This window comes from Myxococcus sp. MISCRS1, assembly GCF_026626605.1.
Classification (GTDB): Bacteria; Myxococcota; Myxococcia; order Myxococcales; family Myxococcaceae; genus Myxococcus; species Myxococcus fulvus.
The window spans coordinates 8,325,856-8,352,357 of the sequence record NZ_JAPNKB010000001.1; the positions used below are offsets into that span (position 1 = coordinate 8,325,856).

Genomic DNA, 26,502 nt, shown 5'->3' on the forward strand with positions numbered 1-26,502 from the left:
AGGGGCGACAATGCATATCGCGGCGACACAGCTCGCCAGCAGCAACCGGCGCGTGCGAGAGCGTTCGAGTGAGTTGGTGGGCATGATGAAGTTTTACGCCAGATGCTTCGCGGGCGGGACCGCACTTCAATGATTGGTCTTGCGCCCACGCCCGCTGTGACATTCTTTCCCTGGAGTGACACCGCCGGTACGGAACGGTGTTCCTTGGGCATGAACCTCCACTTCTGGAGTACGGCAGTCCCCCGCTCGATGCAGACGCTCCCTCTCCTCGCGATGCTCTCGCTGGCCGGCGCATTCACGGCGTGCAATGACGACGAGGAGCCCTCGACGCTGCACGCGGACCTCCAGGCCCTGATGGAGGACTCCGTCACCCATGGGCTGACTCCTGGCATTGCGTTGGCCGTCGCCTCCGACGAGGGGTCGACCTGGTCGGGCGCCGCCGGTGTCAGTGACGCCCCGGGCCAGCAGCCCATGTCCGCGCAGCACCGCTTTCGCGCGGGCAGCATCATGAAGACCTTCGTCGCCACCGCGGTGCTCCAGTCCGTCGAGCAGGGCAAGCTCACCCTGGAGGACACGCTGACGCAGCACCTGCCCGCGAGCGTGACGGCGCGCATCGCGAACGCCTCCTCCATCACCGTGGCCATGCTGCTCGCGCACCGCTCGGGCATCCCCGAGTGGGTCACCGAAGAGACGAACCTGGCCATCGTCATGGACCCGGAGCACGTCTGGTCGCTCGAGGAGATTCTCGGCATCTCCGGCGCGCAGTCCCCGGCGTTCCCTCCCGGCTCCCAATATGGCTACTCCAACACGAACTACGTGCTCCTCGGCGAAATCCTCTCCGCCGTGGAGGGCCGCGGCTGGCGCGAGGTCGTCCGCGAGCGGGTCATCGAGCGCGCGGGCCTTTCCCACACCCGTGCGCCCGAGCCCGCAGACCTGTCCTGCCCCGCGCCCTGCGCACGCGGCTACGTCCCCATGGATGAGGAGATGGCCGACCTCACCGTCGTCGACCCCTCCATGGCCGGGGCCTCGGGTGGCCACGCGCTGGAGACCACCGTCGCCGACCTGCTCACCTTCTGGAAGAAGCTGCGCGCGGGCGCCCTCTTCGAGCGCGAGCAGACGCTGGAGTCCATGCTCGCGTTCCAGTCCGCGCCCGAGCCCGAGTCACGTCTGGTGGGCTACGGGCTCGGCGTGATGCGGCTCGAGTCCCAGGGCGTCGTCGCCCTCGGCCACCTGGGCACCACCGCGGGCTACCAGAGCTTCATGCTCTACCTCCCCCAGACACGTCGCTACCTCACGGGGAGCATCAACGTGATGGGAGACCTGGCCGCGGTGCTCGAGCCCCTCCTGGAGCGCGCGGGCCGCCCCTGAGTCCCTACCGGGCCTTCCTCGGCGCGCGCTTGGGTGCCTCGTCGTGGAAGCCCGCCACCAACATGCCCAGGTTCCGCGCGAGCGCGACCGCCGTCTCCACCGGCACCCTCACGTCCTTGAGCTTGTTGTGCTGTGGGTCCAGGAACGTCCCCACCGTCTCCCGGAAGTCCACGCGCGTGAGCATGCAGCCCCGGAAGTTGCTGCCGCTCAGGTCGGTGCCGGTGAAGTCCGAGTCCGTCAGGTCCGAATCATAGAAGTTCGACTCCCGCGCGATGCAGCGCAGGAAGTCCGTCTTCCGCAGGCTCAGCCCGACGAACGAGCAATACGACAGGCCACACTCCACGAACCCCAGCTCGGGGTTCGATGCGAGGTTGCTCCAGTCGATGCCCATCAGCTTCGAGCCCTCGAAGCGCACGTCCCGGAGCGCGGTGGAGGGCAGCTGCGCCCGCGTGAGGTTGCTGCCGCGCACCGCGCAGTTCTCCAGCCGCGAGCCCTTCCACCGGCTCTCCTGGAGCTGACAGTTCTCGAACGTGCAGCGATAGAACTCCTTGTCGGTCAGCATCACGCCCTGCAGGTCGAGCCCCACGAAGGTCTCGTTCGCGAACGACTCCTCGCGCACGAGCCGCTCCACCACCTCCGTGTCCATCCCGCGCTCCGTCGTCATGTCCGCTGTCTCCTCGACCCGCCACCACACGCGAGCCTGGAGCGTGCCCCGCCCACACGCGGAGCACCTCCTCGACGAGCCGGGCGGGGCGCGCGTTCATCATGCACGCTCCCTCCAAGGGCGACGACGGGATTGATGACCCCTTCCCACCGCGCGCGAGGTGACGCGCGACATGGCCAGACACCCCTCGGAAAACAGCCGGGGAGGGCCTCCTGGTGGCCGCGCTGTCGGTCCTCGCGAGCGCGGGGTGGCCGGCGGTGCATCCCGGGACTTCCCCTCGCACGGCGACGCCCCACCGTGCGCGACAAGGCCCTTCCCGGGGCACCCCCACGTCCGATTTCGTGACGCGCAAGGCGAAGAAACCCGCGCGTCACCCGGTCCGGCTCAGTCCCGGGTGACGCCGAGCGCGGGCACGGCGCGAATCCAGTCGATGTCGAACGGGTTTCCCACGCTGCTCACCGGGTCCAGGCGCAGGTCGGTGATGGTGCCCGTCCAGTCGACATGTCCCGCCACCTCGAGGGTGAGCGTCTGGTACGCGCCATTGCCGGTGTAGACGGTGCTCGTCGCGCGCGTGCCGGAGAAGCCGGGCAGGGTGGCCGTGGCGAAGAAGAGCTCCAGCGTGGTGTTCTGCGTCGCGCGCATCCGCACCTGGACCTTCGCCACGCGGCTGGCGCGGAAGTGATAGGCGGTGTTCACCACCTGCGCGTCGCCGGTGCCCGAGCCCGTCCCGGTCAGCACGCCCCCCGTGACGGCGAGCCCGGAGACGTTCGCGGATGCGCTCCAGCCCTCGACGTCCCCCGCCGCGTTGAACTCGGCGCCCAGGTCTCCCGCGTCGAACGGGTGGCGACCCGCGACGATTTCGGCGGCGTCCGACATCTGATCCCCGTCCGTGTCGAGCGGCGGCACCGCGAAGTCCGTGCTCCAGTGGATGACGAAGTTCTGCGCCCTCCCGGTGGCCACCGCCTTGATGTACAGGTCCCCGCCCTGCTGCACGAAGTACGCGGAGTTGGCCGAGGCCCGCAGGTTGGCCAGCGAGGTGCGCGAGCCGAAGCCCGCTTGCGACGACGCGACACCCAGGCCCCCCAGCTTCCCGAAGTCCTTGAACCGGGCGACGTAGGTGTCGCCCACGCTGGCGTCCTCCATGTTCATCGCCACCGTCCTCACGGAGGGCAGGGACGCATAGGCATACGTGTACTCGAAGCCCTCGTTCACCAGGAACGGGAGCTGGTGCCACTCCCGATAGCCGTGGATGTAATAGACGTGCGCGGTGGGCGTCCCCACCTTCTCCCGGGTGACGGCGACGTCGGGCGTCTGCTCGAAGGACACGCCATAGGTGAGTCGCGACAGCACGAAGCGGTGGTCGCTGCGGTACGCGTTCTCCCAGTTCGCGGGACGGAACTCGTCGCCCACGCGCATGAAGGGATGGCTGGAGACGATGGTGGTGTTCGGCTTGCCGCTGATGCCGCCCGTGAGGTCGCGCAGCGCGATGGACCAGAAGCGCGGGTGCTCGTTGTCGTTGGCGTCGGTGTTCGCCTTGGGCGGCAGGTCGTAGTTGCCCAGGCTGATGCGCGGCGTCCCCGCCGGCGACACCGTGTTCCCGGTGAACAGGTGGTTGGGGTGCTTGATGGCGGCGCCGGTGTTGATGAGGAGGTTGGCGTTGGCCGCGTTCCAGCCGACGAAGTGCGAGTCCCGGACCTGGCCCGCGCCGTCGTACACCCGGTAGGCATGCTGCGCTCCGGTGTAGAGCGACTCACCGGAGTTCGCCACGAACAGGCTCTGGTCGATGATGCTGTAGCTGGCCATCATCGCCGCGGTGTGGTTGTCGACGAAGATGTTGTTGCGGAAGACCAGGTTGTCGGACGGGCCGCCCGCGCCGATGCCGGTGTAGATGGCCAGGTCATTCGCGTACCAGGTGCTGTCCTCGATGAGGTGGAGCGCCGGGTCATCCCAGCCGAGGTTGGGCTGGATGGCGTGGGTGGGGGACAGCCCGTCGAAGATGTCGAACCCGGAGCCGGTGCTGTGCGCGCTGTTGCCCTTGAACGAAATCATCGGCAGCCGCCAGGGCTCCAGGCTGCTGAAGCGCCCATCGGTCGCGGACTGCCCCATGGGCTTCTTGGGGAAGGCGAACCAGAACCCCGTGCCCTCCGTCCCCGCGGCGACGTTGTCCTCGAACGTGTTCTGCGGGTTGGTGATCCAATAGCTGGCGGGCGTGCGGTTCTGGAGCTGTACGAACTCGTTGTCGGAGGGCGTCAGCTGGTCGCCGGGCGCGGGGCGCCGGGTGAGCAGCGTCACGTTCTTCTTGATGACGTTGAAGCGCTCGCTGCCGTCCTCCAGGAACACGCCGTGCCCGACGTGGTCATGGAAGAAGTTGTTCTCCACCAGCGTGCTCTCCGTGCCGTGGATGGTGATGGCCCGGTTGTAGGACTGGTGGATGCTGGAGTTCTTGAAGTACTGGCCCGCCCCCGCTGCTCCGAGCATGTGCCAGTGGAACGGATAGCGGCCGAGCAGCTTCTTCTGGCCCATGTTGTACAGCTCGACGCCGCTGATGTACGCGGCCGCGTCGGTCATGACCATGACATGGCCCCCGTGGCGGGTGGCCGTGGAGGCGGCATCCCCCTGGACCTTGAGGTTGTGGGTGAGCAGGCCCACCTGCGCGCGCAGATCCGCCGTCCACGTGCGCGAGCCCTGGGTATAGGTCTTCACCACGCCGGTATGCGCGAAGGTGAGCGGGCTCGACAGCGCCACCCGGGTGTTCCCCTCCGACAGGCCGGTGATGGTCCGCTTCTCCGCCTCGTTCGGGTTCAGGTGGCTGGAGACCACGACCAGGGTGTCTCCCACGCGCCAGTCCACCGCTTGCTTGAGGAGGAGGGAGGTGCTCCCCGCGGCTGCGTTCGCGCCGAGCTGGGACCAGCTCACGCGCTCCTCGCCGTGGAGCCGGATGACGCCGGAGCTCATGGCGCCGAGGAACTTGTTGCCCATGCCCATGACGTCGGGGTCGGCCGGCGCGCCGACGAGCGTGAACACGCCCGCGTTCGGGAAGGGCGTCAGCTCCTGCCCCACCTCGAGCTTCGCGCCGCTGCCCATCACCATCACGTAGCGCGTGGTGACGTCGAAGCCCTGGTTCTGGACGCCGAGCAGCTCCCCTCCGACGGTGATGGACGTCGTGCTGACGGAGCCCCGGAGGCACACGGCGCTGCCGGCCCCCACGGTGGCGGTGTCGTTCGGTCCAGGCACCGCGCCGCCCCAGACCTGCGGGTCCCTCCAGTCGTGGACCAGCTCCATCCGCAGGTCATCCACCAGCGCCGTGTGGTCGCCGCCCGCCGTGTCCAGGCCCGCCAGGCTCACCACGGTGGCCCCCGCGGCGAGGTAGATGGGCATGGACACCTGCTCGACGTACTGCGTCGCCGTCAGGCGGAACGCGCCGACCTGGGTGCCGGCCACGCTGACGAGGAGGTTCTTCGCGGGAGGCATCGTGGGGCTGTTGGCGCGCGCCGCGGCCCTGACGCGCAGGCGGTAGTGGCCCGTGATGGGGATGTTGACCGACGTCGACGCGGAGGAGTCTCCCTGGAGGAAGAGCACCTGGCTCCCTTCGGGCGCGTTGGGATTGGAGACCGTGAAGGCGCTGCCGTTACGGGCCAGGCCCGCGCCCGGGTTGATGGACCACGGGCCTCCCGTGGGGGTGTAGGCGTAGCCGGGCGAGGCGGGCAGGGCGGGGGACTCGAAGCCGCTGATGACGATGTCCCGCACACGCGTCGCCGTGAGGTCGTCCACGAAGGCGGTGCTGTCGGTGCCCTGCGGATTGGTGCCGTGCACCGCCACCGTGTGCGCGCCCGAGCCCAGCAGCACCGGGCCCGTGGTGAAGCGCTGGTACGTGCTGCCCGCGGGCGTGACGCCCAGCACCGTGGCGCCGTTGACTCGCAGCTCCACCCGCTGCGTGCTCGGGATGTTGCCGCGCTGCGCGGCGGCGAAGCTGAAGACGTAGTAGCCGGCGGGGATGTTGACCGCCCGCGAGACTGAGGCCACGCCCTGCAGCAGCAGCACCTGGGCGCCCTGCGGCGCGCTGGGGTTGCCCGACGTGAAGGCGGTGCCGTTGCGCGTGAGGCCCGCGCCATCGACGAACGTCCAGCCCGAGCCCGCCGGGGCGTACTGGTAGCCCGGCGAGGCCGCGAGCGCCGGGATTTCGAACGTCCCATTGGGGAAGGTGAAGACGGTGGAGGACGCGGAGCTCAGCGTCGCGGCGAACGCCTGCGCGGACATGCAGGTTACTGCCAGGATAAACAGTGATGTAAAGCTATTCAGTTTTGTCGGCATGGGCTGGTCTATGTCGCCCATTGCCAGGGAGCGTCAATCGCACACCGGTCTCACGTTCCCCAGAGCCAGGGGTTGTAGCGTTCCCACTCGATGAGAGGCGTTGTGGTCCGAACGGCCCTACCCAGGTCCTCCAGGTTTCGCAGGGGGCTGCCCTCCGGGTGACGGGGCTTCGGCTGCTTGCGCTCTGGCACCAGTCCTGCCGCGAAGAGCTCGGCGCCCAGGGCCGGGGACTGCCGCGCGCGCTCGTGGAAGTGCCCCGGGTCCAGGAGCTCCTGTGCGTGGATGAGGACGCCTGCGGCGCGGAGGGCCTGGACGACGCGGAGGGTGTCCTCCTCGGTGCAGGGGGCGCGAGGCCGCAGCGCGTCTTCGTAGAGCCCCGTGCCGCCGCGCGGAGGCCGGTTCCACCGGGCCCCGCGCTGGAGGAGCAGGGAGACGATGTCCGGCAGGCAGATGCCCGCCGCGTGCTGCAAGGGAGGCCGGGTGCTGTCGCTCTTGTCGATGTCCGCTCCCGCTTCCACCAGGCGCCGCACGAGCGTGGTGTCCACGGGCTCATTGCCTTGCATCGAGGTCAGCAAGGGCGTGGCCGCGCTGGCCCCCGCGAGATTGACGTCCGCGCCAGCCGCGAGCAGGGCCTCCGTGAGGTCCCCATCGCGGGCCTGCACGGCCTTGATGAGGGCGGTGTCCGACCAGGGCAGCGTGTCGTTGGGATTGGCGCCCGTCTTCAGCAGGTGCTTCACCACCGAGCGCATCCGCTTCTCGACGAGCTGGGAGAGCGGAGGCGGCGCGGCGCCCTTCTTCACCAGGGCGAGCAGGGCCTTCTCGTCGTCCTCTCGCAGGGCCACCTCCACGGCGGGCAGGGGCGTGATGGTGACGCGTGAGCCGGGGCGCATCGACACGTCGGTGCCGGCGGGCACGGCCATGTTGAGGTTGAGGCCTCCCCGGGGAGAGAGCCCGGACGCCTCGATGGCGCGGACCATGGGCACGCTCTTCTGGTCCATGGCGAGGCTCAGCGCGTCCGCGAGCACGCGCTGCTGGATGCGCCCCTTCGCGCGCTGGCCCAGCTGTTCGACCTTCCGCACCTGCTCCTTGGTCACGGCCGCCAGGAAGTCCGCTTCCACGAGGCACGCCTCGTCACCGCGCGAGCCCGCCTTCACCAGCAGCTTCTCCGCGCGAGCCGCACCCGTGGAGCGCGCGAAGCACCGCGCGGACCAGCCGAAGGGAGGCCAGGCGCTGTTGTCGTGTCGGGGGACTCGCAGCAGCGGGTCCGCGCCCGCCTTCAGCAGCATCCGGACGAGGGCGACGTCGTCCTTCTCCCCCGACACCATCAGCGGGGTCATGTGGGGGTAGCCATTCGTGACATGGCCCGTGATGTTGACCGCCGACTTGTTGTCGAGCAGGTCCTTCATCCGCGCCGCATCCCCGTCGAGCGCCGCCTGCATCACCGGCGTGTCCTCGATGAAGCGGGCCTGGGACAGGTACTTGGGACGCGCGTCGGCGAAGCCGCCGAGCAGGAGCACGACGAGCGTCACGGGCGTGAACCGCTGGACATGGACGAGGCTCATCGGGCGCAGTCCTCCGGGCAGTTGCAGACCTGTTCGAACTTCCCGCACACGCCATCGCCGCAGCGCACGCAGACCGACTCCAGGGTGGTTCCCTCGATGGGGGCGCACCTGGGGCCGACGTGGTGCTCCAGGGCGCCACAGCGCGGCACGAGGCCGGGGCAGCACGCCACGCTGGCGCCCAGGACGCCCTCCTCCGCGCACTCCGCCTTGTTCGGATACATCGGCTGGGTCCTGCAGAACCTCACGCCGTCGCAATACGCCGCGAGCTCGCAGTCCTTGGGGAAGTCGTCGCAGCGCTCCACGGACAGGCCTTCGCACCAGACGTCCTCGGTGGGCCGGCGCAGCTCGTCTCCTGGTGGCATCCGCTGGGGGATTCGAGGGTCGCGATAGGGGCCGGTGAGCGGCTTCGTGACGGGGGGCGGGTCCTTCGGCGCCTCGGCCTTCGGCACGGCCACCTCGGGGATGGGGGGGCCGTCCGGGGGCCTGTCCTGTTGCAGCACGACGAAGGCCGCCGAGCCACCCACGAGCAGACAGGCGATGACGAAGGGCAGGTTCTTCGCGACGCCCCGCCTCCGGGAGTCGGGCGGCGGCTGGGGTGCGGCTGGGGCCATCCTGCCATTCAACCCAAAGACAGAGGCTCTTGGATAGTCACGGGTGACTCATGTCTCCCGAGGGGTGTCATCCCCAGTGTCACGGTTTGCGTATAACCTCGTGCCCATTGCAGCCCGAGGGGGCGAGGAGTCGTGCGACGTGAACGGTCCGGACAGTGGGATGGCCTTGGGCGTGATGCTGGGCATGTTGTTCCTGGTGGTCGTGGGGGGCGCTGTCGGGATGGGGGTCGCCCTGCTCATCAAGAAGCTCTTCAACCTGTCGATGGCCGCGTCGGTCGGAATCGGGCTGGTGCTGGTGGTGGTGGGCGGCGTGGGGCTGTTCGCGGTGGTGTTCGATGACCTGACCGCGTCCTGGTGGGCCGCGCGCACCGCGAAGCCCGTGCACTTCATCGTCCCCAAGGGCTTCAGCGGCCCGCTGTATGTGTTCTTCGACGCGAACGGGCCCGCCGTCAACGAGGTGAAGGGCCGGCTCGAGGTGCCGCTCAGCGGCGCCAGGTCCCTGCGGGTGAAGGCGGGGGCGGGGCTGGAGAACCACTACGCCGACTTCGAGGCCCGTGACACCGACGGCAAGACGGTCCCCGTGTTCCTCGATTCGGGGGGTGTCCAGTACGGCCTCGAGTACCGCGGTTTCTGGTTGGGGGACCAGAGGGGGCGGACCTTCGGCGAGGCCCCCACCGAGATGCCGAAGTAGCGGGCGCCTTTTCGGGCGAAGCAAATCACGTGGGTGCGTTCAGGGAGTCACCCTGCACCCTCCTGGCTCCGTTCATCGTCGTCTGTCCGGTCTGTTCTCGCTCCCCGCGCTGCTGTGTCTGCTGCTGGGGCTGAGCCGTCGTCGCCGGGACGGGCCGGCGCGCGGTTGAAGTCGGCCGTGTGTCCTGGTGTTCGAGGCTGGCCGGAGCCTGGGGCGTCTCAGCGCAGCTCCTGGGCGAACTGTTCGCGATAGCGGCCCTGGAGTGTCTTCAGCGCCTCCTGCATGCCGGCGGCGCGGTACTGCTCCGCGAGCAGTCGCCACGCCTCGGTGTGCAGGGGCTCCAGCGTGACCACGCGCTCCAGGTGGGTCCGCGCCTCCGCGCGGGCGCCGGACATGGAGGCCATCCAGCCCAGGATGAAGTGCGCCTGCACCGCCTCGTCATACGCGGCGACCGCCTTCCGGCACGATGTCTTCGCGGGCCCCAGCCTGCCTGCGCGCAGGTTCATCTCGCAGTCGAGCACGTGCCGCACGGCCGCGCGTGGAAACTCCCGCTTCAGCCAGGCAAGGCGCGTCAGTGCTTTCACCGCGGGCCCCTTGTCCAGGGCCGCCTCCACGTCCTTCGCCGCGCGGATGAGCTCACCCTCCCGCTCCACGGCGACGCCGCTCACGGAAGGGTCCACCGGAGAACATCGACGTCTGTCGTCGGAGGTTCGAGGGCCGCGACTCGAAGATCTCCTATGTCGTCAATGACGGCACGAGCCTCGCTGGAGTGCCCACCGGGTCGGTGACGCTGGTCTACAGCTTCGACGCCATGGTCCACTTCGACAGTGACGTGGTGCGGGCCTACCTGCGCGAGTTCGCCCGCGTCCTGGCGCCGGATGCGCATGCGTTCATCCATCACTCGAACTACACCGCGAACCCCACCGGGCGGTGGATGGACAACCCGAGCATCCGCAACTTCATGAGCAAGGACCTCTTCGCGCACTACGCGCACAAGGAGGGGTTGCGGGTCCTCTCGCAGCAGGTGCTGACCTGGGATGGCATTGCGGAGCTGGATTGCCTGACGCTGCTGCGCAAGCCGAACCCGCTCGGGGACGTCAGGGGGACGTACACGAAGCGGGACGGGATGCTCTTCGTGCTCGCGGGGGCCCACGAGTCGGCGACCGTCACCCTGGAGCGCCCGGGGACGGTGAGCGTGAATGCACACGCCCACGAATGGTGTGGGCGGCTGGTGGTGCGACAGGGAGCGCGAGTCCTCGCGACGTTCGAGGTGCACGACCCCCAGCCGCGGTCGAAGCTGTGTGTCTTCGAGGCCGAGGCCGGCGAGGTCGTGTTCCACGCCGAGGACCGGGGCGGCGGCCGGGGCGAGGCCTGGGTGCGCGGCCTGGATGTCCGGTGGCGCAAGCCCTGAGCGTGGGCTCAGTGGCCCGCCGGCACGCTCCTGCTTCCGAGCGGGAGCCTCGCGCGGCGCTGCTGCTGCCCCTGGCTGGACAGCACGGCCATGATGACCGTGGCCAGATGGGGCAATGACAGCACCAGGAGCTGGAGCTCCCAGAACCACAGGCCCCGGCTGGTCAGCCCGTGGACCGCGTAGACGCCGGCCGCCGCCCCCAACAGCAGGACGAGCAGCACCAGCTCCTCCTGCGCCTCGGAGAGGGCCATCCACAGCCCATGGCGGTCCGCGTTCTTCGGCGTGCGGATGAACGGCAGGGTGCTCGTGAAGAACCCATACACCACGGCCTTGGCGATGGTGTGCGAGAGCGCCATCCCGGCCAGCGCCGCGGCCAGCGCGTCCCGGAAGTCGACGCCGACCGCGCGCCGGTAGAGGAAGAAGGTCTTGCCGACCTTGAACAGGAACAGCGCCAGCGGCGGAATCGTGAAGATGAGCATGGGCGGCGCCACCCGGTGCGGCACCACCACCATCACCACCGACCAGACGAGCGCGCCGAGCGTGTAGAAGAGGTTCAGCCCGTCCGCGAGCCACGGCAGCCAGCCGGCGAGGAAGTGATAGCGCTGGCCCGCCGTCAGCTCGCTGCTGCCGCCCCACAGCAGCATGACGGCGTGCCGCTTGATGATCTGCACGGCGCCATACGCCCAGCGGAAGCGCTGCTTCTTGTAGTCGACCAGCGTGTCGGGCATCAGTCCCCTGCCGTAGCTGTGATGCGCATAGGCGGCCGAGTAGCCCTTCTCGAACACGCGCAGGCCCAGCTCCGCGTCCTCGCAGATGCACCACTCGGCCCAGCCCAGCTCCTCCAGCACCGAGCGGCGCGTCATCGTCATCGTGCCGTGCTGGATGATGGCGTCGCGGTCATTCCGGGTGACCATCCCGATGTGGAAGAAGCCCCGGTACTCGCTGTAGCACAGCCGCTTGAAGGCGCTCTCGTCGTGGTCCCGGTAGTCCTGGGGTGACTGCACCACGGCGATTCGCGGGTCGGCGAAGTGGGGCACCATGTGCTTGAGCCAGTCGCGCTCGACGCGGTAGTCCGAGTCGATGACGGCGATGACCTCGGCGTCCGGGGCCGTGTGCCGAATCAGGTGGTTCAACGCGCCGCCCTTGAACCCGGCCAGCGGGGCGACATGGGAGAACCGGAAGCGCCTGCCGAGCCGCGCGCAGTGCGCCTCGATGGGCCTCCACACCGCCGGGTCCTTCGTGTTGTTGTCGATGACCAGGACCTCGTAGTCGGGGTAGTCCATGGCGGCGAGCGCGTCGAGCGTCTGGCGGACCATCTCCGGCGGCTCGTTGTAGCAGGGCACGTGCACCGACACCTTCGGCCGGTAGGCCCGGTCCGCCCTCACGGGGATGAACTCCCTGCGGCGCTTGGGGACCCAGACGGTCTCCGCCAGCTCGTGGGCCTCGGTGAGCAGGACGAGGAGGACGCCGAACGTGCTCAGGAGCAGCAGCAGGCTGACGGCCTGGCCGACCCCGTGGAGGTAGCGCTGGCTGTAGTCATGGCCCATCCAGACCAGCGCCGTGCTGAAGCAGTAGGCCGTGACGGTCAGGAAGGTGCGGCCGCGTTGTCGCAGGGCCGAGCCGTCGATGAGCAGCAGCACCAGGGTGACGAGCGCGAGGATGGCCGAGGCGAGCGCCAGGGAGCGCCACTTCGGGACGGCCACCACGGGGCCCACGAAGTTGAACTTCTGCTGACGGAAGGCATCGAACACGCCCCAGTAGGGGCCGGCGGCTCCTTCGATGCTGTCCTTCCAGGGTTGGTCATAGGCCTCGATGACGAAGTAGTCGTAGCCGTGTCGATTGAGCAGGTCGACCATGGTGCGCAGGAAGACGGCCTGGTCGACGCCGGAGGGGACCGCGCTGCCGCGCACGCCGCCGTTGCTCGGCCAGCCGACCTCCCCCAGCAGCAGGGGCTTGTCCGGGAACATCTCCCGCAGCAGGCTCACGCGCTCGAGCACGTAGCCCGGGGCGGCCTGCATCGACACGTCCTCCCAGTAGGGCAGGACGTGGCTCGAGATGAGGTCGACATGCTCGGCCAGCTGCGGAATCCCCCGCCAGACATGCCACTGCTCGCTGGTCGTCACGGGGACGGTGACGGCCGCGCGCACCCGGTCGAGGTAGGCGACGAGCTCGTCGAAGGTGACGTCCAGGCGATAGATGGATTCGTTGCCCACCACCACGCGCACGATGTTCGGGTGGGCGCGGGTCAGCGAAATGGCCTTCTCAAGCTCCCGCTCGTTGCGCTCCAAATCGTCGGAGATCCAGACGCCCAGCGTCACCCGCAGGCCGAGCTCCTCGGCCAGCCTCGGGACCTCCGCCTGGGAGCCCTGGACGGTGTAGATGCGGATGTGGTCGGTCCACTGGCTCAGCTGCACCAGGTCCGCGCGCAGCTCGGCCTCGGTGGGGTACCGGCCCTTCCTCGGGTTCTCGCCGAGCCGGTAGGGCGAGTACGTGAAGCCGGAGATGCGCTCCGGCCAGTCCGGCGCGGATACGGGGCGGTTGTTCAACGCCCAGAATCCTGTGAACAGCGCGGCGACGGCCACGAAGATGAGCACGTGGATGCCGAAGCCGCGCCATGACCTGGGGCGGGTCCCACTGAGCCATTCCGAGAGCCTCAAAGCGTCTCCTCTCTCCGTGAGTCCCCTGGCGCCCGCGGCGGAGCCGTGAGGCCCCTGTCGCATGGCCAGACAGGTGGGGTTCGAGTCCTGGAGGACTCATTGAGAGAGTTTGTGTCCTGCCTGCAACTCCAACCAGTTGACCTTGGTGCAATCCGTCCCGGTCCTCCTGGGGCGATGCGGGGGAGGTGGCGGGCCAGGTGTCTCGGCCGCCGGATGTCTGTTTCATGAAACACGGGCGGGGACCGGCCCGCAGCCCGGTTACGCCGAGCGGGCCAGGGCCAGGGCCACCGCGTCGGGGCCTGCGGGGAAACGGAGCGCCCCTGAAGTGTCGTTCACGGCGCGCCAGCCGGCCTCCGCCACGTCGGACTCGCGCGTCACGGCGGTCGGCTGCCCGAGCCGGCGTTGTTGACGAGCACGTCGATGGGGCCGGCCGTCTCCAGCGCCGCGGCGATGCTCCCGGGCTTCGTCACGTCGAGCGGCACCACCCGCAGCCGCTCCGAGGCCGGGAGGAGGTCCTACCGCGGTGTCCGCATGGTGGCGACCACGTTCCAGCCCAGGCCGAGGAAGTGGCGCGCGGTCTCGAGCCCGTAGCCGGAGGAGCACCCCGTGATGAGCACCGTCTTCATGAGCGAGCCTCCTGATGGCATCCACCCGTGACTTCGTACATTGCCGTCATGTCGACTCCCTGCCGCGGTTCGCGGCGTCGATGAACCCAAGGTACGCGCGGCCTCCCGGACGCTCCACCACACGGCGTCCGGATTTCTTTTGCTAGAGTCCAGTCCATGAGCGCCCCGCTGTCGGAAGTCATCGCGCTGCTCCAGCCCAGGGCCGTCTTCTCGAAGGGCATCAGCGGCGCCGGCGCCTGGGGCGTCCGCTAATCGGACTTCGGCCAGCCGAGCTTCCGCGCCGTGCTGGAAGGAAGCTGTCGGCTCGCCGTGGACGGACAGGCGCCCATCGCGCTTCAGGAGGGCGACTTCGTCCTGCTGCCGGCGACGCCGGGCTTCACCATCTCCGGGGTCGAGCCGGTGATGGCCGAGCGTGTGGACCCCAAGGTCGCCGTGTCTCCCCGGGGCGAGGTGCGCCATGGCAGACGGGGAGGGCGCCCGGACGTGCGTCTGCTCGGTGGTTGCTTCGTCTTCGATTCACCGGACGGGGCCCTGATGGTGTCACTGCTCCCGGCCGTGGTGCACGTGCGCGGCGTGGAGCGGCTCTCCATGCTGGTGCGGCTCGTCGGGGATGAGACAGGCGAGCAGCGCTCGGGGCGAGAGCTCGTGCTGACGCGGCTGGTGGAGCTGCTGCTCATCGAAGCGCTGCGCGCGACGACACGCCTCCGGGGTTGCTCCGCGGACTGGCGGACGCGCGGCTCGCGCCCGCGATACGGCAGATGCACCGTCACCTGTCACGCCCTTGGACCGTGGCGCAGCTCGCGAAGAGCGCGGCGCTCTCCCGCTCGGCGTTCTTCGACCGCTTCTCGCACACCGTGGGGCTGGCGCCCATGGAGTACCTGCTCGGTTGGCGGATGGCCGTCGCGCGGGGGCTGCTGCGTGGCCGGGAGCTGAGCATCCACGAGGTGGCCGAGCGCGTGGGCTACAGCTCGGCGAGCACCTTCACCACGGCCTTCAGTCGCCATGTGGGCCAGTCTCCGGGGCGCTACGCGCGCGCGAGCTGACGTGGGGGCGTCCGCTCTCGGACCGCGATACCGATACATTGTGAAGTCGAGGAAGCTGGCTGCGTGGCGTCGTGACGCCGTGAGCGCCAGTCGACACGTGGACACCCGGCTCACGCGATTTCGTCGCGGCGGGCGTGCGGATAGGGATAGGGCGATGGCGGCCTGCTCGCGAGAAGGCTCGAGCAGCCGCATGTTTCAGTCGCCCAGCCTTCACGAAGAGTTGCCCCGTGTCTCCAACCCCCAAGTCCTTGAAGTCTCTCGTTTTCGCAATCGCCGCGAGCAGTGTCCTGTCGTGGGGCTGTGGCGAGCAGCCCGCACCCACGCAGGAGATTGTCGACAACCTGATTCAGGCGGGCTTCCCCGCCAATGACATCCAGGTCGTCGGTGAGACGGTCTTTGTCGGCAGGGACGCGGAGGTCACCCTGGAGGCCTCGCGCGAGCTGTCGACGGCCTCCGACTCCTCCGAGGAGCAGTACCGCACGACGAACCTCGTCGACGCGGCCGTGACGAGGATTTGCGTCAACGGCCCCGCCTTCACCGGGGTGTTCAGCACGGCGCTGGACCTGTCCATCCAGAACTACAACGAGCGCTCCCCGCGCTTCACGATGGCGCGCGCGCCGAGCACCGGCTGCAGCTTCACCATCCAGGCCAACCTCGACCCGAACATGAACGGAGGCGTCGCGGGGTTCCCGGCCAATGGCCTGCCATTCGGTTCCATCACCATCGGTGGACGGCTCAGCCAGTACGGTGTCGACGTCATCGAGCACGTCATCACGCACGAGCTCGGGCACACCCTCGGCTTCCGCCACACGGACTTCTACAACCGGACCATCAGCTGCGGGACGGGAGGCAACGAGGGCGATGGCGGAGTCGGCGCCATCCACATCCCGGGCACGCCGACCACCGCGTCGGTGGGGGGCTCCATCATGAACTCGTGCTTCCGCTCGGCGGAGACGGGCGAGTTCACGGGCAGCGACGTCACGGCGCTGCTTGCGCTGTATCCGCAGGCCGCGGGCACGCGGCTGTCCTTCCGCACCGCCACGGGGCACTTCCTGGTCGCGGAGAATGGGGGCGGCACGTTCGTGGGCGCCGACCGGACGGCCATCGGTGACTGGGAGCGCTTCGGCTACGTTGACCTGAACGGCGGCGAGCTGCTCAACAACGACCTCATCAACCTGCGCGCGGCCAACGGCCAGTTCGTGGTGGCGGAGAACGGTGGTGGCGGCGTGGTCAACGCGAACCGCGCGGCGGCCCAGGGGTGGGAGACCTTCCGCTTCATCAACCTGGAGGGCAGGAGCCGCTTCCAGGCCGGGGACCGCGTGGCCCTCCAGGCCTCCAATGGCCAGTACGTGGTGGCGGAGAACGGCGGCGGCGGTAATGCCTCGGGTGCGGTCAACGCCAACCGCTCCGCCATCGGCGCGTGGGAGACGTTCGTCCTCTTCATCCAGTGACGACCGAGGGCTCCCGCGCGGCCCCGCGGGAGGCCTCACTCCTTCTCGACTTACAGCTCGCCGCTCATGCCGATGGCTCCGGGCTGGAGGGACCAGCCCGAGTGCTCGGGCATGAGGAAGAGCGTGCGTTTGCCCTCGGGCGTGCGCGCCGCGCCAATCAGGAGGTCGCGGCGTGTGCGCTGCGCCCCGGCGAGCGGGAGCACGTCGTGCTTCACGCTCCAGGTCCCCGTGTCCGACTCGGTGCCGAAGGTCATCGCCCCCGCGGGCCCCGAGCCCCCCACGTCCTTGAACTGGAAGGAGTGGTCGGGTTTGAAGACGTAGTCCGAGCGGGACGTCACCGCTCGCATCGTGGTGCCACCGGCGAAGGTGTTGACCCATCGGCGCCGAACTCGCGCGTCATCCCTGGGCGGTCCGCCGGTACTCGCCAGGAGGCACGCCCATGTGTCGGCGGAACGCGCGGTTGAAGGCGAACTCCGATTCATAGCCGACCCGGCTGGCGATGGCCGCGAGCCCCTCATGGCCCTGTCGCAGCTGGCGCGACGCCTCCTGCATCCGCAGCTGGGTGAGGTACTCCAGGGGCGCCATTCCCACCGCGTGGGTGAAGCGACGCGCCAGCGTGGCCCGTGACGTGCCGGCGCGCTTCGCGAGCTCGTCCACCGTCCAGCTCCGTCCAGGTTCCGCGTGCATCCAGCCCAGCGTGCTCGCGAGCGTCCTGTCCCCGAGCGCGCCCAGCCAGCCCGCGCCGCCGGGAGGCTGTGTCTCGGCCCAGGCGCGCAGCACCTGGACCAGCAGGATGTCGAGCAGCCGGGACACCACGAGCGACGAGCCGCGCTCGCCCCGCGAGGCCTCGCTGTCGAGCAGGGCCACGGTGGGCAGCAGCGCCCGTGCCTCCTCGGACGCGCCCCGCAGATGCACCCGCTCGGGGAGCAGGCGGAGCACGGGGTGCGCGCCCGGGTCGTCGAACGCGAAGGAGCCGCAGAGCAGGCGGGACTCCACGCCGGAGCCTCCCAGCACATAGGCGGAGGCGTCCTCGCTCCGGGTCTCAAGCCAGGTCTCCAGCGCCATCTTCGGACTGCGCGGCGAGTCCGCGAGCGCGTGTCCGTCTCCGCGCGGCAGCAGCACGACATCTCCGGGGCCCAGGGGGAGCGTCTCGCCTCCCTGGACGAGGACGGAGGTGCCCGCGACGACCAGGTGCAGGGTGGCCGTCCGCGTGGGCGCCATGCGCAGCCCCCAGGGGGCCCGCGCGACGGTGCGGCAGTAGAGCCGTCCCCTCAGCCGCGTGTGTTCCAGGATCTGCCCGAGCAGGTCGGAGCCAGGGGTGGGGTCCATGCCTCCAGTATAGCCGTGGGCTGCCCGAGGCGCTCAGGTGATGAGCGTTCCAGACAAAGAATCGAGACGGCCGGAGATGGCGACCTCGAGCCCCGGGCGGCAGATTGTCCGCATGAACACACGGCTCGAAGCACGAGGAGATGCCATGGATACGACGTCAGCGCCTTTGTCCTGGAGGCTCGGTTCCCCCACGGCCCTGTTCACGCTGCTCCTGGGGGGCTTCATGCTCTACCTCAGCGTGGGCGGCCTGCTGAACCCGGTGGAGGCCGCTCGTGGCTTCGGGTTGCCCCTGACGGGCACGGAGGCGATTGCGTGGATGAGCGTCAAGGCCGGGCGGGACTTCGGCATCGCGCTGGCGCTCTTCGGCCTGGTGGCCGCGCGTCAGCGCAAGGCGGCGGGCATCTTCGTGGTCGCCTCCATCGTGATGCCCGTCACGGATGCCTTGACGGTGATGGGGCAGGGCGTGTCGTTCGCCTACGCGTTCGCCGTCCACGGCTCCGCCGCCATCTACGGCATCTGCCTGGGCTGGGCGCTGCTGCGCCCCGGGAAGGCTCGCGGTTGAGCGGGCCTCCCCGGGACGTGGGCCTTCAGCCTCCCGTCACCGGGCAGGTCGCGGGCTCGACGTAGAAGCCCTCCCACGAGCCGCCGTCGGTGGGGTTGCAGATGCCACCGTTGCCGCCGTTGCCGCTCTGGATGGGCGCGGCGAGCGTGTTCTCCTTCCAGTTGCGCGCGGTGCCCGTCGAGGACTCGAAGCCGTAGCGATTGCGGCCACCGAAGGTGCCGCACGCGTGGCGGGTGAACGCCTCCGCGGTGCCGAGCGTGGCGTTCACCGTGAGCTGGTCCGCCACCACCGCCACGTAGGCGCCGCTCGCCCCCTTGAGCTTGTACTTCGTGCCGCTGGTGACGAGCTCGAAGACCTCGCCCCCGGCCTGCGTCGTGCTGATGGCGGCCACCTTGCCCGCCCCATCCACGGTGAGCCACTTGTCGCTGCGCTCGCTCTGGATGCGCACGCAGCCCGCGCTGCCGCTCTCGAGGGTGCACGTCGCGCTGCAGCCATCACCCGACTGGGTGTTGCCGTCGTCGCACTGCTCGCCGCTCTCGAGGACGCCGTTGCCGCACACCGGGCTCGTGGTGCCACCCGAGCAGGCCACCGGCTCCAGATAGAACCCCTCCCACGTGCCGCCATCCGCCGGGTTGCAGGCGCCGCCGTTGCCACCGTCGCCGCTCTGGATGGGCCCATCCGGCGTCGTCTCCTTCCAGTGGGGCGCCGTCCCCACCGAGGCCTGGAAGCCGACGCGCGTGCGCCCGCCATAGCCACAGGGGTGCTGCGTGAACGACTCCCCGCTGGTGAAGTTGCCGCTCATCGACAGCTGGTTGTCCACCACCGTCATGAACGTGTCACCCGTCCCCTTGAGCTTGAACCGTGAGCCCACCGGGACCAGCTGGAAGATCTGCCCGCCCGTCTGCGCCGTGCTGCTGGCCACGACCTTCCCAGCGCCGTCCACCGCGAGCCACTTGTCGCTGCGCTCGCTCTGGATGCGGTAGCAGCTGCCGCTCGCGGTCTCCGTGAACGTGGCCGTGAAGCTGACCGCGCTGGCCGGCGTGGTGAAGGCGTGGGACTGCGCGCCGCCGTCCGACCACGACGAGAACGCCCAGAGCTTCCCGTTCGCGAACTGCGGGGACTCGACGCCCACCGAGCGGAGCACGCCGACCACGCCCGTCGTGGCGTGGGGTGAGGGGACGGGACGGCCGTCCATCAACACCTGCAGCCCGCCAGGCACGCTGCTCACCGTGATGGGGACGGTGACGGGGTGCACGTCGCGATACGTCGTGTGGGTGAGGCCAATCGAATCCCGCGCCGTGAGCCACACCCGGTACCAGACGTTCGCCGAGCTCTCGCCGATGTTCGGGATGGGCCAGTCGCCGCTCGCGATGCCGGTGGTGTCGGGCATGGCGGGATGCGTGTGGGTGTCGTGGTGGAACACGATGCTCCACGTCATGGCGCTCGGCGGCAGCGCGCCATCCTCCTCGTCGCTGGCCGAGCCGGAGAACACCAGGTTCGTGGCGGCGGTGTAGGTCGTCCCCACGGCCGGCGTGACAATCGTGGCCACCGGCGGCTTGTTGGACGTCACCGTCAGCACGGCCTCCGTGCTGGTGGCCGTCCCAATCCCGTTGGTGATGACCACGCGGAAGCGCGCGTTGTTGTCGGTGAGCTGCGCGGCGCTCAGCGTATAGGTCGCCGACGTGGCGCCTAAGATGGCCACGCCGTTGCGCTGCCACTGGTAGGTGAGGGGCTGCTCGCCGCTCGCCGACACCGTGAAGCTCGCCGGGGTGCCCACGGAGACCAGGAGGTTCGCCGGCTGCTGCGCGATGGTCGGCGGCAGCGCGGCCGTGTACGCGATGCGGCCCACCTGCCCCGTGCCCCGCGCCAGATAGTAGAGCGCGCCGTCGGGACCCACATCGAGGTCCACCGGGCCCGAGACGCCCGTCGCGAACAGGGAGACGGCGCCGGTGGTCGGGTGGATGCGCGAAATCCAGTCGTTGGTGTAGTCCGCGAAGAAGTACTGCCCCAGGTATGCACCGGGGAACGCGGAGACGCGCGGGTTGTAGAAGGCTCCCCCGGCGATGCAGTTGCCGGCGGCCGTGCCGGGGCCATGCGGGTACGCGTAGAACGGCTGCGTGAGCCCCGGGCGGTTCGTGAAATAGCCCTCCGTCATCGGCCAGCCGTAGTTGGCCCCGGCCTGGCCGCGGTTGATCTCCTCCCAGCCGCCTTCACCCACGTCGTTGATGAACAAAAGCCCCGTGCCGGGCTGGAAGTCGAAGGTGAACGGATTGCGCAGCCCCATGGCCCAGGTCGCCTTCGCGAGCCCGGTGGCCGTCGCGTGGAACGGGTTGTCCGCGGGGATGGTGCCGTCCGGGTTGAAGCGCAGCATCTTCCCCAGCGGCGTGTTCAGGCTCTGCGAGTTGGAGGAGACCGCGTTCTCGCCCACGGAGACGTAGAGCTTGTCGTCAGGCCCGAAGCGCACCGCGCCGCCGTTGTGGTTGGCGGCGTCGAGCGTCGGGAGGTCGGCGAGCACCAGCTCGCTGCCGGGCACCACCACGTTGCCGTTGGCGGTGAAGCGGCTGACCCGGTTGTGGATGCTGCCGTCCACCGACGTGTAATAGACATACAGATAGTTGTTGCTCTCGAAGTTGGGGTCGAACGCGACGCCCATCAGGCCCCGCTCGTTGCCGGTGTCCACGGCGAGCGTCATGAACGGCGTCGCCAGCAGCTGGCCGTTCTGGACCACGCGCAGCGCTCCGCTCTTCTCCGAGATGAACAGGCGCCCGTCGGGCGCGAAGGTCATCGTGGTCGGACCCCTCAGGCCGGTGACGAAGACCGAGTCGGCGAAGTTGGCATCCTGGATGACGGCGCCCGCCCTCGAGCCCGCGAGCTCCGAGGGCTCCGTCGGCGGCGTCGAACAACCCGTGATGAGCAGAAGCGCCACGCCCACGAGCGTGAGCGGCCTGGGCCACCCTGGGCCTGTGCACTTGCTTGCCTGTGTTTGCATTGTTGTCTCTCCCGGTCGAACAGGTTCACGCCGCTGGGGGCCGCGTGGAGGGGGAATGATTCTTTCTCGTTTTACATTGAAAGCATGTTCGCAAGGGCGATGACGTGACATGCACGTGAGCGGTGCGTGGGCCCGCACACCTCGGCCTACCGCGCTGTCGCGTGCTGTTGGAGCCTTGAACCTGCGGCGGAAGCCGTGAGCGTCGGGTGCCAACGAGCGCTGGAGGAGGGGCGGCGCGGTTCTTCTCAGTTTTTTGGAAGTTCACGCATTTCGGTTCTATGTCTCCTGGTCAACACGCTGCCCGATGTCACGCAGGTCGGCCCAGAGGGAGCCAAGAGGATGCGCATCCTGAGCAAGCTTTCCGTTGCGGTGGTGTCTGTCTTGTGGCTCGGCGGCTGTGGAGACCCCGGCCTGGAGCTGGGCGGGGATGACGTCGTCGGCCAGCTGGAGCAGGACTTCGGTGGGCCTGGTGGCCTGATGGCCTTCTTCGACAGCCACACCGAGGAGCAGATACGTGGGGCGCTGGCGCCGTACGGCGTCGGCTACGTGCGCCACGGGGACGTCACCGGGGCGGCCATCCGGGACTGTCCGAAGTACTTCCCGTCGAGTGACCGGAACCTCTGGCACGACTTCGATGGCGAGTATTACTTCCTGGACACCGCGGGCCGTCCGAGCCGGGCGTACAAGAACCTGCCGGCCATCGTCGCGGCGCCGCGCATCGACGCCTGTCAGACGAGCGTGGGGCAGTGGGGCGATGCGGAGAACCCCAGCAATGACTACGACGGGGGGCACCTCATCGGCTCGCAGCTGGGGGGCTGGGGTGGCCGGGCGAACCTGGTGCCGCAGGATGCCAACTTCAATCGCGGCAACTGGCTGCAGCTCGAGAACAGGATGGCCAAGTGCGGGAGCCTGCCGAGCGGCCGGCTGCGCTACACCATCGGCGCGAGCTATCCGAACACCACGGCGCTGATTCCCAACACCCTGACGATGGAGATCAGGAACCAGACGTCGGGCGCGAGCGTGGCGCTGTCCTTCTCCAACACGGATGGAGGGGGCTCGGGAGGCACGGCCTCGCGGACCCGGGGCGTGGACTGGCTGACCGGCCAGGGCTGCAACTGAGACAGGTCCGACAGCTCGCGCCCCGGCTCAGTCCGCGCCGTAGTTCCTGCGGAACGCATCCGCGAGCCACTGGGCGACGAGCGCCCGGTGGGGCGCGAGCTCCAGCTCCAGGGACTTCTCGCGCGCCTGCTCGTGCACCCGCGCCATCACTCCGTCGCAGTCCCGCTCCTCCACCAGTCGGCCTCCCTCGAAGAGGAGCTCCTGGGCGCGCTTGCGCCCCCAGGCGGGGTGGAGCCCTTCGTGGAAGGGCGCGCGTCGGTTGAAGCCGTCCACCAGCAACAGGCCCCCGGTGAAGGCCACGGGCGCGCGCAGGCGCGTGTAGACGACCCGCTCGTGCGGCTCGCTGGAATAGGTGGCGAGCTGCCCGGACAGCGCCGGGCCGTGGCCCTCCCGGACGGACTGTTCCTCCTGGGCGGACAAGCCGATGCGCAGCTCCTCCAGCAGCAGCCGCTTGTCCGCGACGCGGTAGCGGCAGAGGAAGCCCCGCTGACAGGCCGTCGACATGGCCCAGGGGCTCAGCCCGTGGGCGGAGGGCTCGAACAGGTCCGTGCCCTGGATGCCCGCGAGCTCGAAGACGTGCTTGCGGTACTCGACGGTGTCGTGGAGCTGCGCGGTCATGGCGGTACCTTCGCTGACGGAGTCGGGCCGCAGCGTACCCCACCCGTCCGTCGCGGCCGCCGATGTCTGGGATATCGGCGCGCCTCGCCTCTGGCCCCCGGGCTCACCCCGGGGGCCAGCAAGGCTCACAGCTCGTTGAAGATCATCAGCCCGCGCGAGGACTCGGCGGTGTAGACGTAGCCGTCGCCCGGCAGGCGCACGCCGAAGAGCCCCTCGAAGATGCTGTCGGCCCGGCGCGGGTCCGCCTCCCGGAAGACGTGGTGGTGCGCCACCTCGCGCATCTGGGTGGGATTGGAGACGTCCACCACGCGCAGGCCCTCGTGGTACCAGGCGATGTACAGCAGGTTGCCGCGCAGGATGAGGTTGTGCATGGAGGTCACCCGCCGCAGCTTGTAGGTGCCGATCTTCGCGATGTTCGCGGGGTCGCTGACGTCGAGCGCGCGCACGTGGGAGGCGTTGAACTCGCCGCCCTCGAAGGCGATGGTCTTCCCGCCGAAGGTGCCCACCGCGTTGTGGTGCGAGAAGCCGTCCGGACGGGTGAAGCGGCCCAGCTCGCGGATGTCCTCCAGGTTGGAGAGGTCGTGGATGGCGTAGCCGTCGAAGGAGTCGCTCAGGTAGAGCCGCCCCTCGTAGACGAAGGCGTCATGGGGCCCTCCCGGGATGACGGCGCGCAGCACCGGGTCGAAGGGGTCCGTCAGCTCGTAGATGAAGGTCCCGGAGACGGGGTCCATGGCATAGAGGAAGTTGCCCTCGACCAGCACCGTGTGCGCGCCTCCCGCGCCACCCGTGGCCACGCTGCGCACGAAGAGCGGCTCGGCGGGCCGGGAGATGTCGTAGACGATGAAGCCCGAGGCGCTGCTCGCGACGTACAGCGCGTCGCCCTTGGCCCACACGCTGTTCCAGAAGTTGTCGCCGGGCAGGCTGATGGCGGCGGTCTGCACGGGGCTTCGCGGGTTGCTCACGTCGAACACGGCGAGTCCCCCCTGCTCCTCCCGGAAGGAGATGGAGACGACGTAGGCGTGGCCCTTGGCGACGTGGACGTCCACGGCGTGGCCCGTGGGGACCGCGCGCTCGGACAACAGCTCGAGCCCGCCCGAGGACTCGGGCTCGGCGTCCTGCAGCGCCACGCGGTGGGCCTCGAAGGTGCCGCCGAAGGAGAACCTGCCGCGGGAGCAATACGCGAAGCAGCCGGTGAGGATGTTGGGCGCCTTCGTCTCGCAGCCCGTCAGGTTGATGACGGTCTGGGTCCGGGCCTGCTGGCCCTGCAGGACGAAGCGGTCCCCCTCCATGTCGAGCTTGAGCAGGGGATTGTCAAACAGGGTGCTCGTGCCGCCATCCTCCTTCAGGTGGAACCCGGTCCCGGCCGGGACGATGCGGGTGCCGCCGTCCGCCAGCAGTCGCTCACCCCGCAGCTCGGCCTGGTAGATGCCCGCCTGGGGGAGCGCGCCCAGCGTCGTCAGGTCACATGGCGACAAGTCGAAGAGGTCGGCGCGGTCCAGCTCGTTGCAGATGGTGGCGGGGACGGTCCTCGGGTCGTACTTGCAGGTGGCCAGTAGGCCCTTGTCTTCGATGTCGCCCGTCTCCTCGAGCGGGACGTAGGTGCCATCCCAGACATAGGGGCCCGCGTCGCCGCCCGCGTCCGGCCCGGCGTCGGGGTCCTCGGAGGGACCCGCGTCGTGTCCCGAGTCGGAGCCCGAATCGAGGCCCGCGTCCTGGCCCGCGTCGGGCGGGGAGGGTGTGTCCTCGTCGCAACCCGCCAGCGATGCGAGACACAACGTCGAGAGAAGGAGCCCTAGGGTGCGATAGGTGCGTGTCACGGAAGGACCTCGGGATGGGGAGAACCGAGGAGTGTGCCCGTCCACGGGGTGGCTCAGGGCGCCGTTGTCCCAGGGCTCGGGAGTGTTTGCGCCACGAAGGGGACTCCGGCCGCAGGGCGCGCCAAGCCCGGGTTCGAGGCCACCCTGGCCGGCGACTTGCACAGCGGGCATTTCCCGCGCGGACCCGCGAAGGTGCGTATCGGCTACGGGTTCAGCCGGCCCGTGATTCTCGCGAGTCCTTGGATGAGGCGGCGCCCGAAGTGGAGTGAATCAAGGCGTGTCGCACGTCCCGTGTCGACACGATGTGTCTGGGATTGGTGGTCTGATACACCCCGGCCAAGGTCGTGAACATCCTTTGATGACTCGAGGCGCGCTCCTTGGGATGCGCTCCGGCGGGGCCTTGAGGCAGGATGCCGGCGTGGTCGTCCTGTCCGAGGTCTCCCGATGAAGCGTCTTCCCGTGGGTCTCCTGCTGTTCCCCGTCCTGGCCGTGCTGCTCACCGGGAGGGCCTGGGCGGAGGGGGTGGAGGTGCGCTCGCTCACGGTCATCCCCAAGCCGGGGGCGGAGAGTGTCTTCCCGGTGGGGGACCTCCAGATGGCGTTCGTCACGCACGAGAAGCCGGAGGTGGCCGCCAACATCAACGACGCTTTGTTCATCGGTCGGTTCAAGGCGTTGACGCCCACGAAGGTGGAGGCGCGGCTGCCGGCCGACGGGCTGGACCTGTCGGGGCTCTCCGAGCAGGGCTTCACTGTGACGCGGAACGATGGGCGCCTGCTCACGATACACTTCGACATCGAGGGCTGCGGGGCCTACTGCGAGACGTACAGCGTGGCCTATGGCTTCGATGTGCGGACGGGGCGTCAGTTGACTCCGCGGGAGTTGTTCACTCCCGCGGGCGTGCGCGCGCTGGTCCTGCGCATGAACAAGGAGAAGCTGCGGCTCTACCGGGAGCAGATTGCGAAGCATGAGCGGGAGCTGAAGGCGTCGAACAAGAAGGCGCCCGCGAGCGGCACGGTGGAGGACCTGGAGGAGCGCCTCGCGTTCAATCGCGAGTGCCTGGAGGGCGTCGAGGCGAACGCGGAGGAGGAGCGCACCCGGAGCACGTTCCATGAGCGCTGGGAGTTCACCGGGACGGAAGCGCGGATGACCGCGGAGCGTTGCAGCAACCACGCCTCACGTGCGCTCGACGACGTCGACAGCGTCAGCCTGGCGCTGCCGTATGCCTCGCTGCGTCCCCATCTGACGGCCTACGGCAAGCGGGCGCTGTTGGGAGAGGGGCAGGGGGTGTCCGGCGACGTCTTCGGCCAGGTGCTGCGGGGGCGGATCGGCAAGCTGCCCATCGTCATGATGTTGGAGCGGCACAGGGACGACTCGGTCTCCGGCGTGTACTTCTACGAGAAGCACCGCAAGCCCATCGAGCTGGACGGCCGGGTGGAGGGCGGGAAGCTGGAGCTGCAGGAGCGGGATGCGGAGGGCAACCCGGTGGCGAGCCTGCGGTTGGAGGTGGGGAAGAACCTGCTGCGAGGTGAGTGGGCGGGCAAGCAGCCGCTGCGGATGGAGCTGCGTGCGCCCCCTGCTCAGGAGTGAAATGCAATCGAGCGGGGCGCGGTCCGTAACCGGGGGCGATGGATTCTCGCGCGGCGCCGCTCCACGTCGAACCCTGGGTCTCCACG

20 protein-coding genes and 1 pseudogene are annotated in these 26,502 nt (G+C 69.3%); 9 read left to right on the top strand and 12 right to left on the bottom strand.

Features of this window, described 5'->3' with window-relative positions; all coding sequences use genetic code 11:
* Window positions 1-249 precede the first annotated feature (249 nt).
* Window positions 250-1,368, top strand: coding sequence for a serine hydrolase domain-containing protein (locus tag OWM54_RS33270; RefSeq protein WP_223745418.1), 1,119 nt, complete (start codon window positions 250-252; stop codon window positions 1,366-1,368).
* Window positions 1,369-1,372: 4 nt separating this feature from the next.
* Here OWM54_RS33270 and OWM54_RS33275 read toward each other — a convergent pair whose 3' ends face one another.
* The 4 genes from OWM54_RS33275 to OWM54_RS33290 form a co-directional block, all read right to left on the bottom strand.
* Window positions 1,373-2,032 carry a pentapeptide repeat-containing protein gene (locus OWM54_RS33275; RefSeq protein ID WP_267700077.1) on the bottom strand — a complete coding sequence of 220 codons (660 nt, stop codon included), beginning with the start codon at window positions 2,030-2,032 and terminating at the stop codon, window positions 1,373-1,375.
* A gap of 384 nt (window positions 2,033-2,416) precedes the next feature.
* On the bottom strand, window positions 2,417-6,289 hold the full coding sequence (locus tag OWM54_RS33280) for a G8 domain-containing protein (RefSeq protein ID WP_267700078.1): 3,873 nt from the start codon (window positions 6,287-6,289) through the stop codon (window positions 2,417-2,419).
* 104 nt (window positions 6,290-6,393) lie between these two features.
* Entirely contained in the window at window positions 6,394-7,905 is a 1,512-nt protein-coding gene (locus OWM54_RS33285) for an ankyrin repeat domain-containing protein (RefSeq protein ID WP_267700079.1), read from the bottom strand.
* Window positions 7,902-8,516 (bottom strand): hypothetical protein, encoded by a 615-nt coding sequence (locus OWM54_RS33290; protein ID WP_267700080.1) that lies wholly within the window; start codon window positions 8,514-8,516, stop codon window positions 7,902-7,904. The genes OWM54_RS33285 and OWM54_RS33290 overlap by 4 nt, the downstream gene beginning before the upstream one ends.
* A 139-nt stretch (window positions 8,517-8,655) precedes the next feature.
* On the opposite strand from OWM54_RS33290, the gene OWM54_RS33295 reads away from it, so the two are divergent.
* On the top strand, window positions 8,656-9,207 hold the full coding sequence (locus tag OWM54_RS33295; RefSeq protein ID WP_223745423.1) for a hypothetical protein: 552 nt from the start codon (window positions 8,656-8,658) through the stop codon (window positions 9,205-9,207).
* 218 nt (window positions 9,208-9,425) lie between these two features.
* Here OWM54_RS33295 and OWM54_RS33300 read toward each other — a convergent pair whose 3' ends face one another.
* Complete coding sequence (locus tag OWM54_RS33300; RefSeq protein WP_267700081.1) at window positions 9,426-9,875, bottom strand: hypothetical protein; 450 nt, start codon at window positions 9,873-9,875, stop codon at window positions 9,426-9,428.
* Between the two features lie 20 nt (window positions 9,876-9,895).
* On the opposite strand from OWM54_RS33300, the gene OWM54_RS33305 reads away from it, so the two are divergent.
* Window positions 9,896-10,618 carry a class I SAM-dependent methyltransferase gene (locus tag OWM54_RS33305; RefSeq protein WP_267701186.1) on the top strand — a complete coding sequence of 241 codons (723 nt, stop codon included), beginning with the start codon at window positions 9,896-9,898 and terminating at the stop codon, window positions 10,616-10,618.
* 8 nt (window positions 10,619-10,626) lie between these two features.
* On the opposite strand, the gene OWM54_RS33310 is transcribed toward OWM54_RS33305, so the two are convergent.
* Both OWM54_RS33310 and OWM54_RS33315 read right to left on the bottom strand, forming a co-directional pair.
* The gene (locus tag OWM54_RS33310) at window positions 10,627-13,275 is read right to left on the bottom strand and encodes a glycosyltransferase (RefSeq protein WP_267700082.1); all 2,649 of its coding nucleotides are present in this window, start codon (window positions 13,273-13,275) and stop codon (window positions 10,627-10,629) included.
* A 515-nt stretch (window positions 13,276-13,790) separates the two neighbouring features.
* Window positions 13,791-13,901 (bottom strand): SDR family NAD(P)-dependent oxidoreductase, encoded by a 111-nt coding sequence (locus tag OWM54_RS33315; protein WP_223781977.1) that lies wholly within the window; start codon window positions 13,899-13,901, stop codon window positions 13,791-13,793.
* Between the two features lie 309 nt (window positions 13,902-14,210).
* On the opposite strand from OWM54_RS33315, the pseudogene OWM54_RS43295 reads away from it, so the two are divergent.
* The 3 genes and pseudogenes from OWM54_RS43295 to OWM54_RS33325 all read left to right on the top strand — a co-directional run.
* Window positions 14,211-14,537, top strand: a pseudogene (locus OWM54_RS43295) (cupin domain-containing protein); the annotation flags it as partial.
* A 74-nt stretch (window positions 14,538-14,611) separates the two neighbouring features.
* Window positions 14,612-14,944 carry an AraC family transcriptional regulator gene (locus OWM54_RS43300; protein WP_324289160.1) on the top strand — a complete coding sequence of 111 codons (333 nt, stop codon included), beginning with the start codon at window positions 14,612-14,614 and terminating at the stop codon, window positions 14,942-14,944.
* 248 nt (window positions 14,945-15,192) lie between these two features.
* Window positions 15,193-16,395 (top strand): M57 family metalloprotease, encoded by a 1,203-nt coding sequence (locus OWM54_RS33325; protein WP_267700083.1) that lies wholly within the window; start codon window positions 15,193-15,195, stop codon window positions 16,393-16,395.
* 50 nt (window positions 16,396-16,445) lie between these two features.
* Here OWM54_RS33325 and OWM54_RS33330 read toward each other — a convergent pair whose 3' ends face one another.
* Entirely contained in the window at window positions 16,446-16,742 is a 297-nt protein-coding gene (locus OWM54_RS33330; RefSeq protein ID WP_267700084.1) for a hypothetical protein, read from the bottom strand.
* A gap of 49 nt (window positions 16,743-16,791) precedes the next feature.
* Window positions 16,792-17,724 carry an AraC family transcriptional regulator gene (locus OWM54_RS33335; RefSeq protein WP_267700085.1) on the bottom strand — a complete coding sequence of 311 codons (933 nt, stop codon included), beginning with the start codon at window positions 17,722-17,724 and terminating at the stop codon, window positions 16,792-16,794.
* A gap of 145 nt (window positions 17,725-17,869) precedes the next feature.
* Between OWM54_RS33335 and OWM54_RS33340 the strand changes: the two genes are divergently transcribed.
* Window positions 17,870-18,286, top strand: coding sequence for a DUF4267 domain-containing protein (locus OWM54_RS33340; RefSeq protein ID WP_267700086.1), 417 nt, complete (start codon window positions 17,870-17,872; stop codon window positions 18,284-18,286).
* A 25-nt stretch (window positions 18,287-18,311) separates the two neighbouring features.
* On the opposite strand, the gene OWM54_RS33345 is transcribed toward OWM54_RS33340, so the two are convergent.
* Window positions 18,312-21,212 carry a PQQ-dependent sugar dehydrogenase gene (locus tag OWM54_RS33345; protein WP_267700087.1) on the bottom strand — a complete coding sequence of 967 codons (2,901 nt, stop codon included), beginning with the start codon at window positions 21,210-21,212 and terminating at the stop codon, window positions 18,312-18,314.
* A 402-nt stretch (window positions 21,213-21,614) separates the two neighbouring features.
* Between OWM54_RS33345 and OWM54_RS33350 the strand changes: the two genes are divergently transcribed.
* Entirely contained in the window at window positions 21,615-22,394 is a 780-nt protein-coding gene (locus tag OWM54_RS33350) for a DNA/RNA non-specific endonuclease (RefSeq protein ID WP_267700088.1), read from the top strand.
* 27 nt (window positions 22,395-22,421) lie between these two features.
* Here OWM54_RS33350 and OWM54_RS33355 read toward each other — a convergent pair whose 3' ends face one another.
* Window positions 22,422-23,012 (bottom strand): hypothetical protein, encoded by a 591-nt coding sequence (locus OWM54_RS33355; protein ID WP_267700089.1) that lies wholly within the window; start codon window positions 23,010-23,012, stop codon window positions 22,422-22,424.
* Between the two features lie 125 nt (window positions 23,013-23,137).
* Window positions 23,138-24,829 carry an LVIVD repeat-containing protein gene (locus tag OWM54_RS33360; RefSeq protein WP_267700090.1) on the bottom strand — a complete coding sequence of 564 codons (1,692 nt, stop codon included), beginning with the start codon at window positions 24,827-24,829 and terminating at the stop codon, window positions 23,138-23,140.
* A 444-nt stretch (window positions 24,830-25,273) separates the two neighbouring features.
* Between OWM54_RS33360 and OWM54_RS33365 the strand changes: the two genes are divergently transcribed.
* The gene (locus tag OWM54_RS33365) at window positions 25,274-26,416 is read left to right on the top strand and encodes a hypothetical protein (RefSeq protein ID WP_267700091.1); all 1,143 of its coding nucleotides are present in this window, start codon (window positions 25,274-25,276) and stop codon (window positions 26,414-26,416) included.
* The last annotated feature ends 86 nt before the right edge of the window (window positions 26,417-26,502 follow it).

What these genes read in the sequence shown, in the direction of transcription:
- OWM54_RS33350 (WP_267700088.1), top strand. Translation starts at nt 21,615, where the DNA reads ATGCGCATCCTGAGCAAGCTTTCCGTTGCGGTGGTGTCTGTCTTGTGG.
- OWM54_RS33340 (WP_267700086.1), top strand. Translation starts at nt 17,870, where the DNA reads ATGGATACGACGTCAGCGCCTTTGTCCTGGAGGCTCGGTTCCCCCACG.
- OWM54_RS33355 (WP_267700089.1), bottom strand. Translation starts at nt 23,012, where the DNA reads ATGACCGCGCAGCTCCACGACACCGTCGAGTACCGCAAGCACGTCTTC.
- OWM54_RS33290 (WP_267700080.1), bottom strand. Translation starts at nt 8,516, where the DNA reads ATGGCCCCAGCCGCACCCCAGCCGCCGCCCGACTCCCGGAGGCGGGGC.
- OWM54_RS33285 (WP_267700079.1), bottom strand. Translation starts at nt 7,905, where the DNA reads ATGAGCCTCGTCCATGTCCAGCGGTTCACGCCCGTGACGCTCGTCGTG.
- OWM54_RS33275 (WP_267700077.1), bottom strand. Translation starts at nt 2,032, where the DNA reads ATGACGACGGAGCGCGGGATGGACACGGAGGTGGTGGAGCGGCTCGTG.
- OWM54_RS33270 (WP_223745418.1), top strand. Translation starts at nt 250, where the DNA reads ATGCAGACGCTCCCTCTCCTCGCGATGCTCTCGCTGGCCGGCGCATTC.
- OWM54_RS33315 (WP_223781977.1), bottom strand. Translation starts at nt 13,901, where the DNA reads ATGAAGACGGTGCTCATCACGGGGTGCTCCTCCGGCTACGGGCTCGAG.
- OWM54_RS33280 (WP_267700078.1), bottom strand. Translation starts at nt 6,289, where the DNA reads ATGTCCGCGCAGGCGTTCGCCGCGACGCTGAGCTCCGCGTCCTCCACC.
- OWM54_RS33330 (WP_267700084.1), bottom strand. Translation starts at nt 16,742, where the DNA reads ATGCGAGCGGTGACGTCCCGCTCGGACTACGTCTTCAAACCCGACCAC.
- OWM54_RS33335 (WP_267700085.1), bottom strand. Translation starts at nt 17,724, where the DNA reads ATGGACCCCACCCCTGGCTCCGACCTGCTCGGGCAGATCCTGGAACAC.
- OWM54_RS33365 (WP_267700091.1), top strand. Translation starts at nt 25,274, where the DNA reads ATGAAGCGTCTTCCCGTGGGTCTCCTGCTGTTCCCCGTCCTGGCCGTG.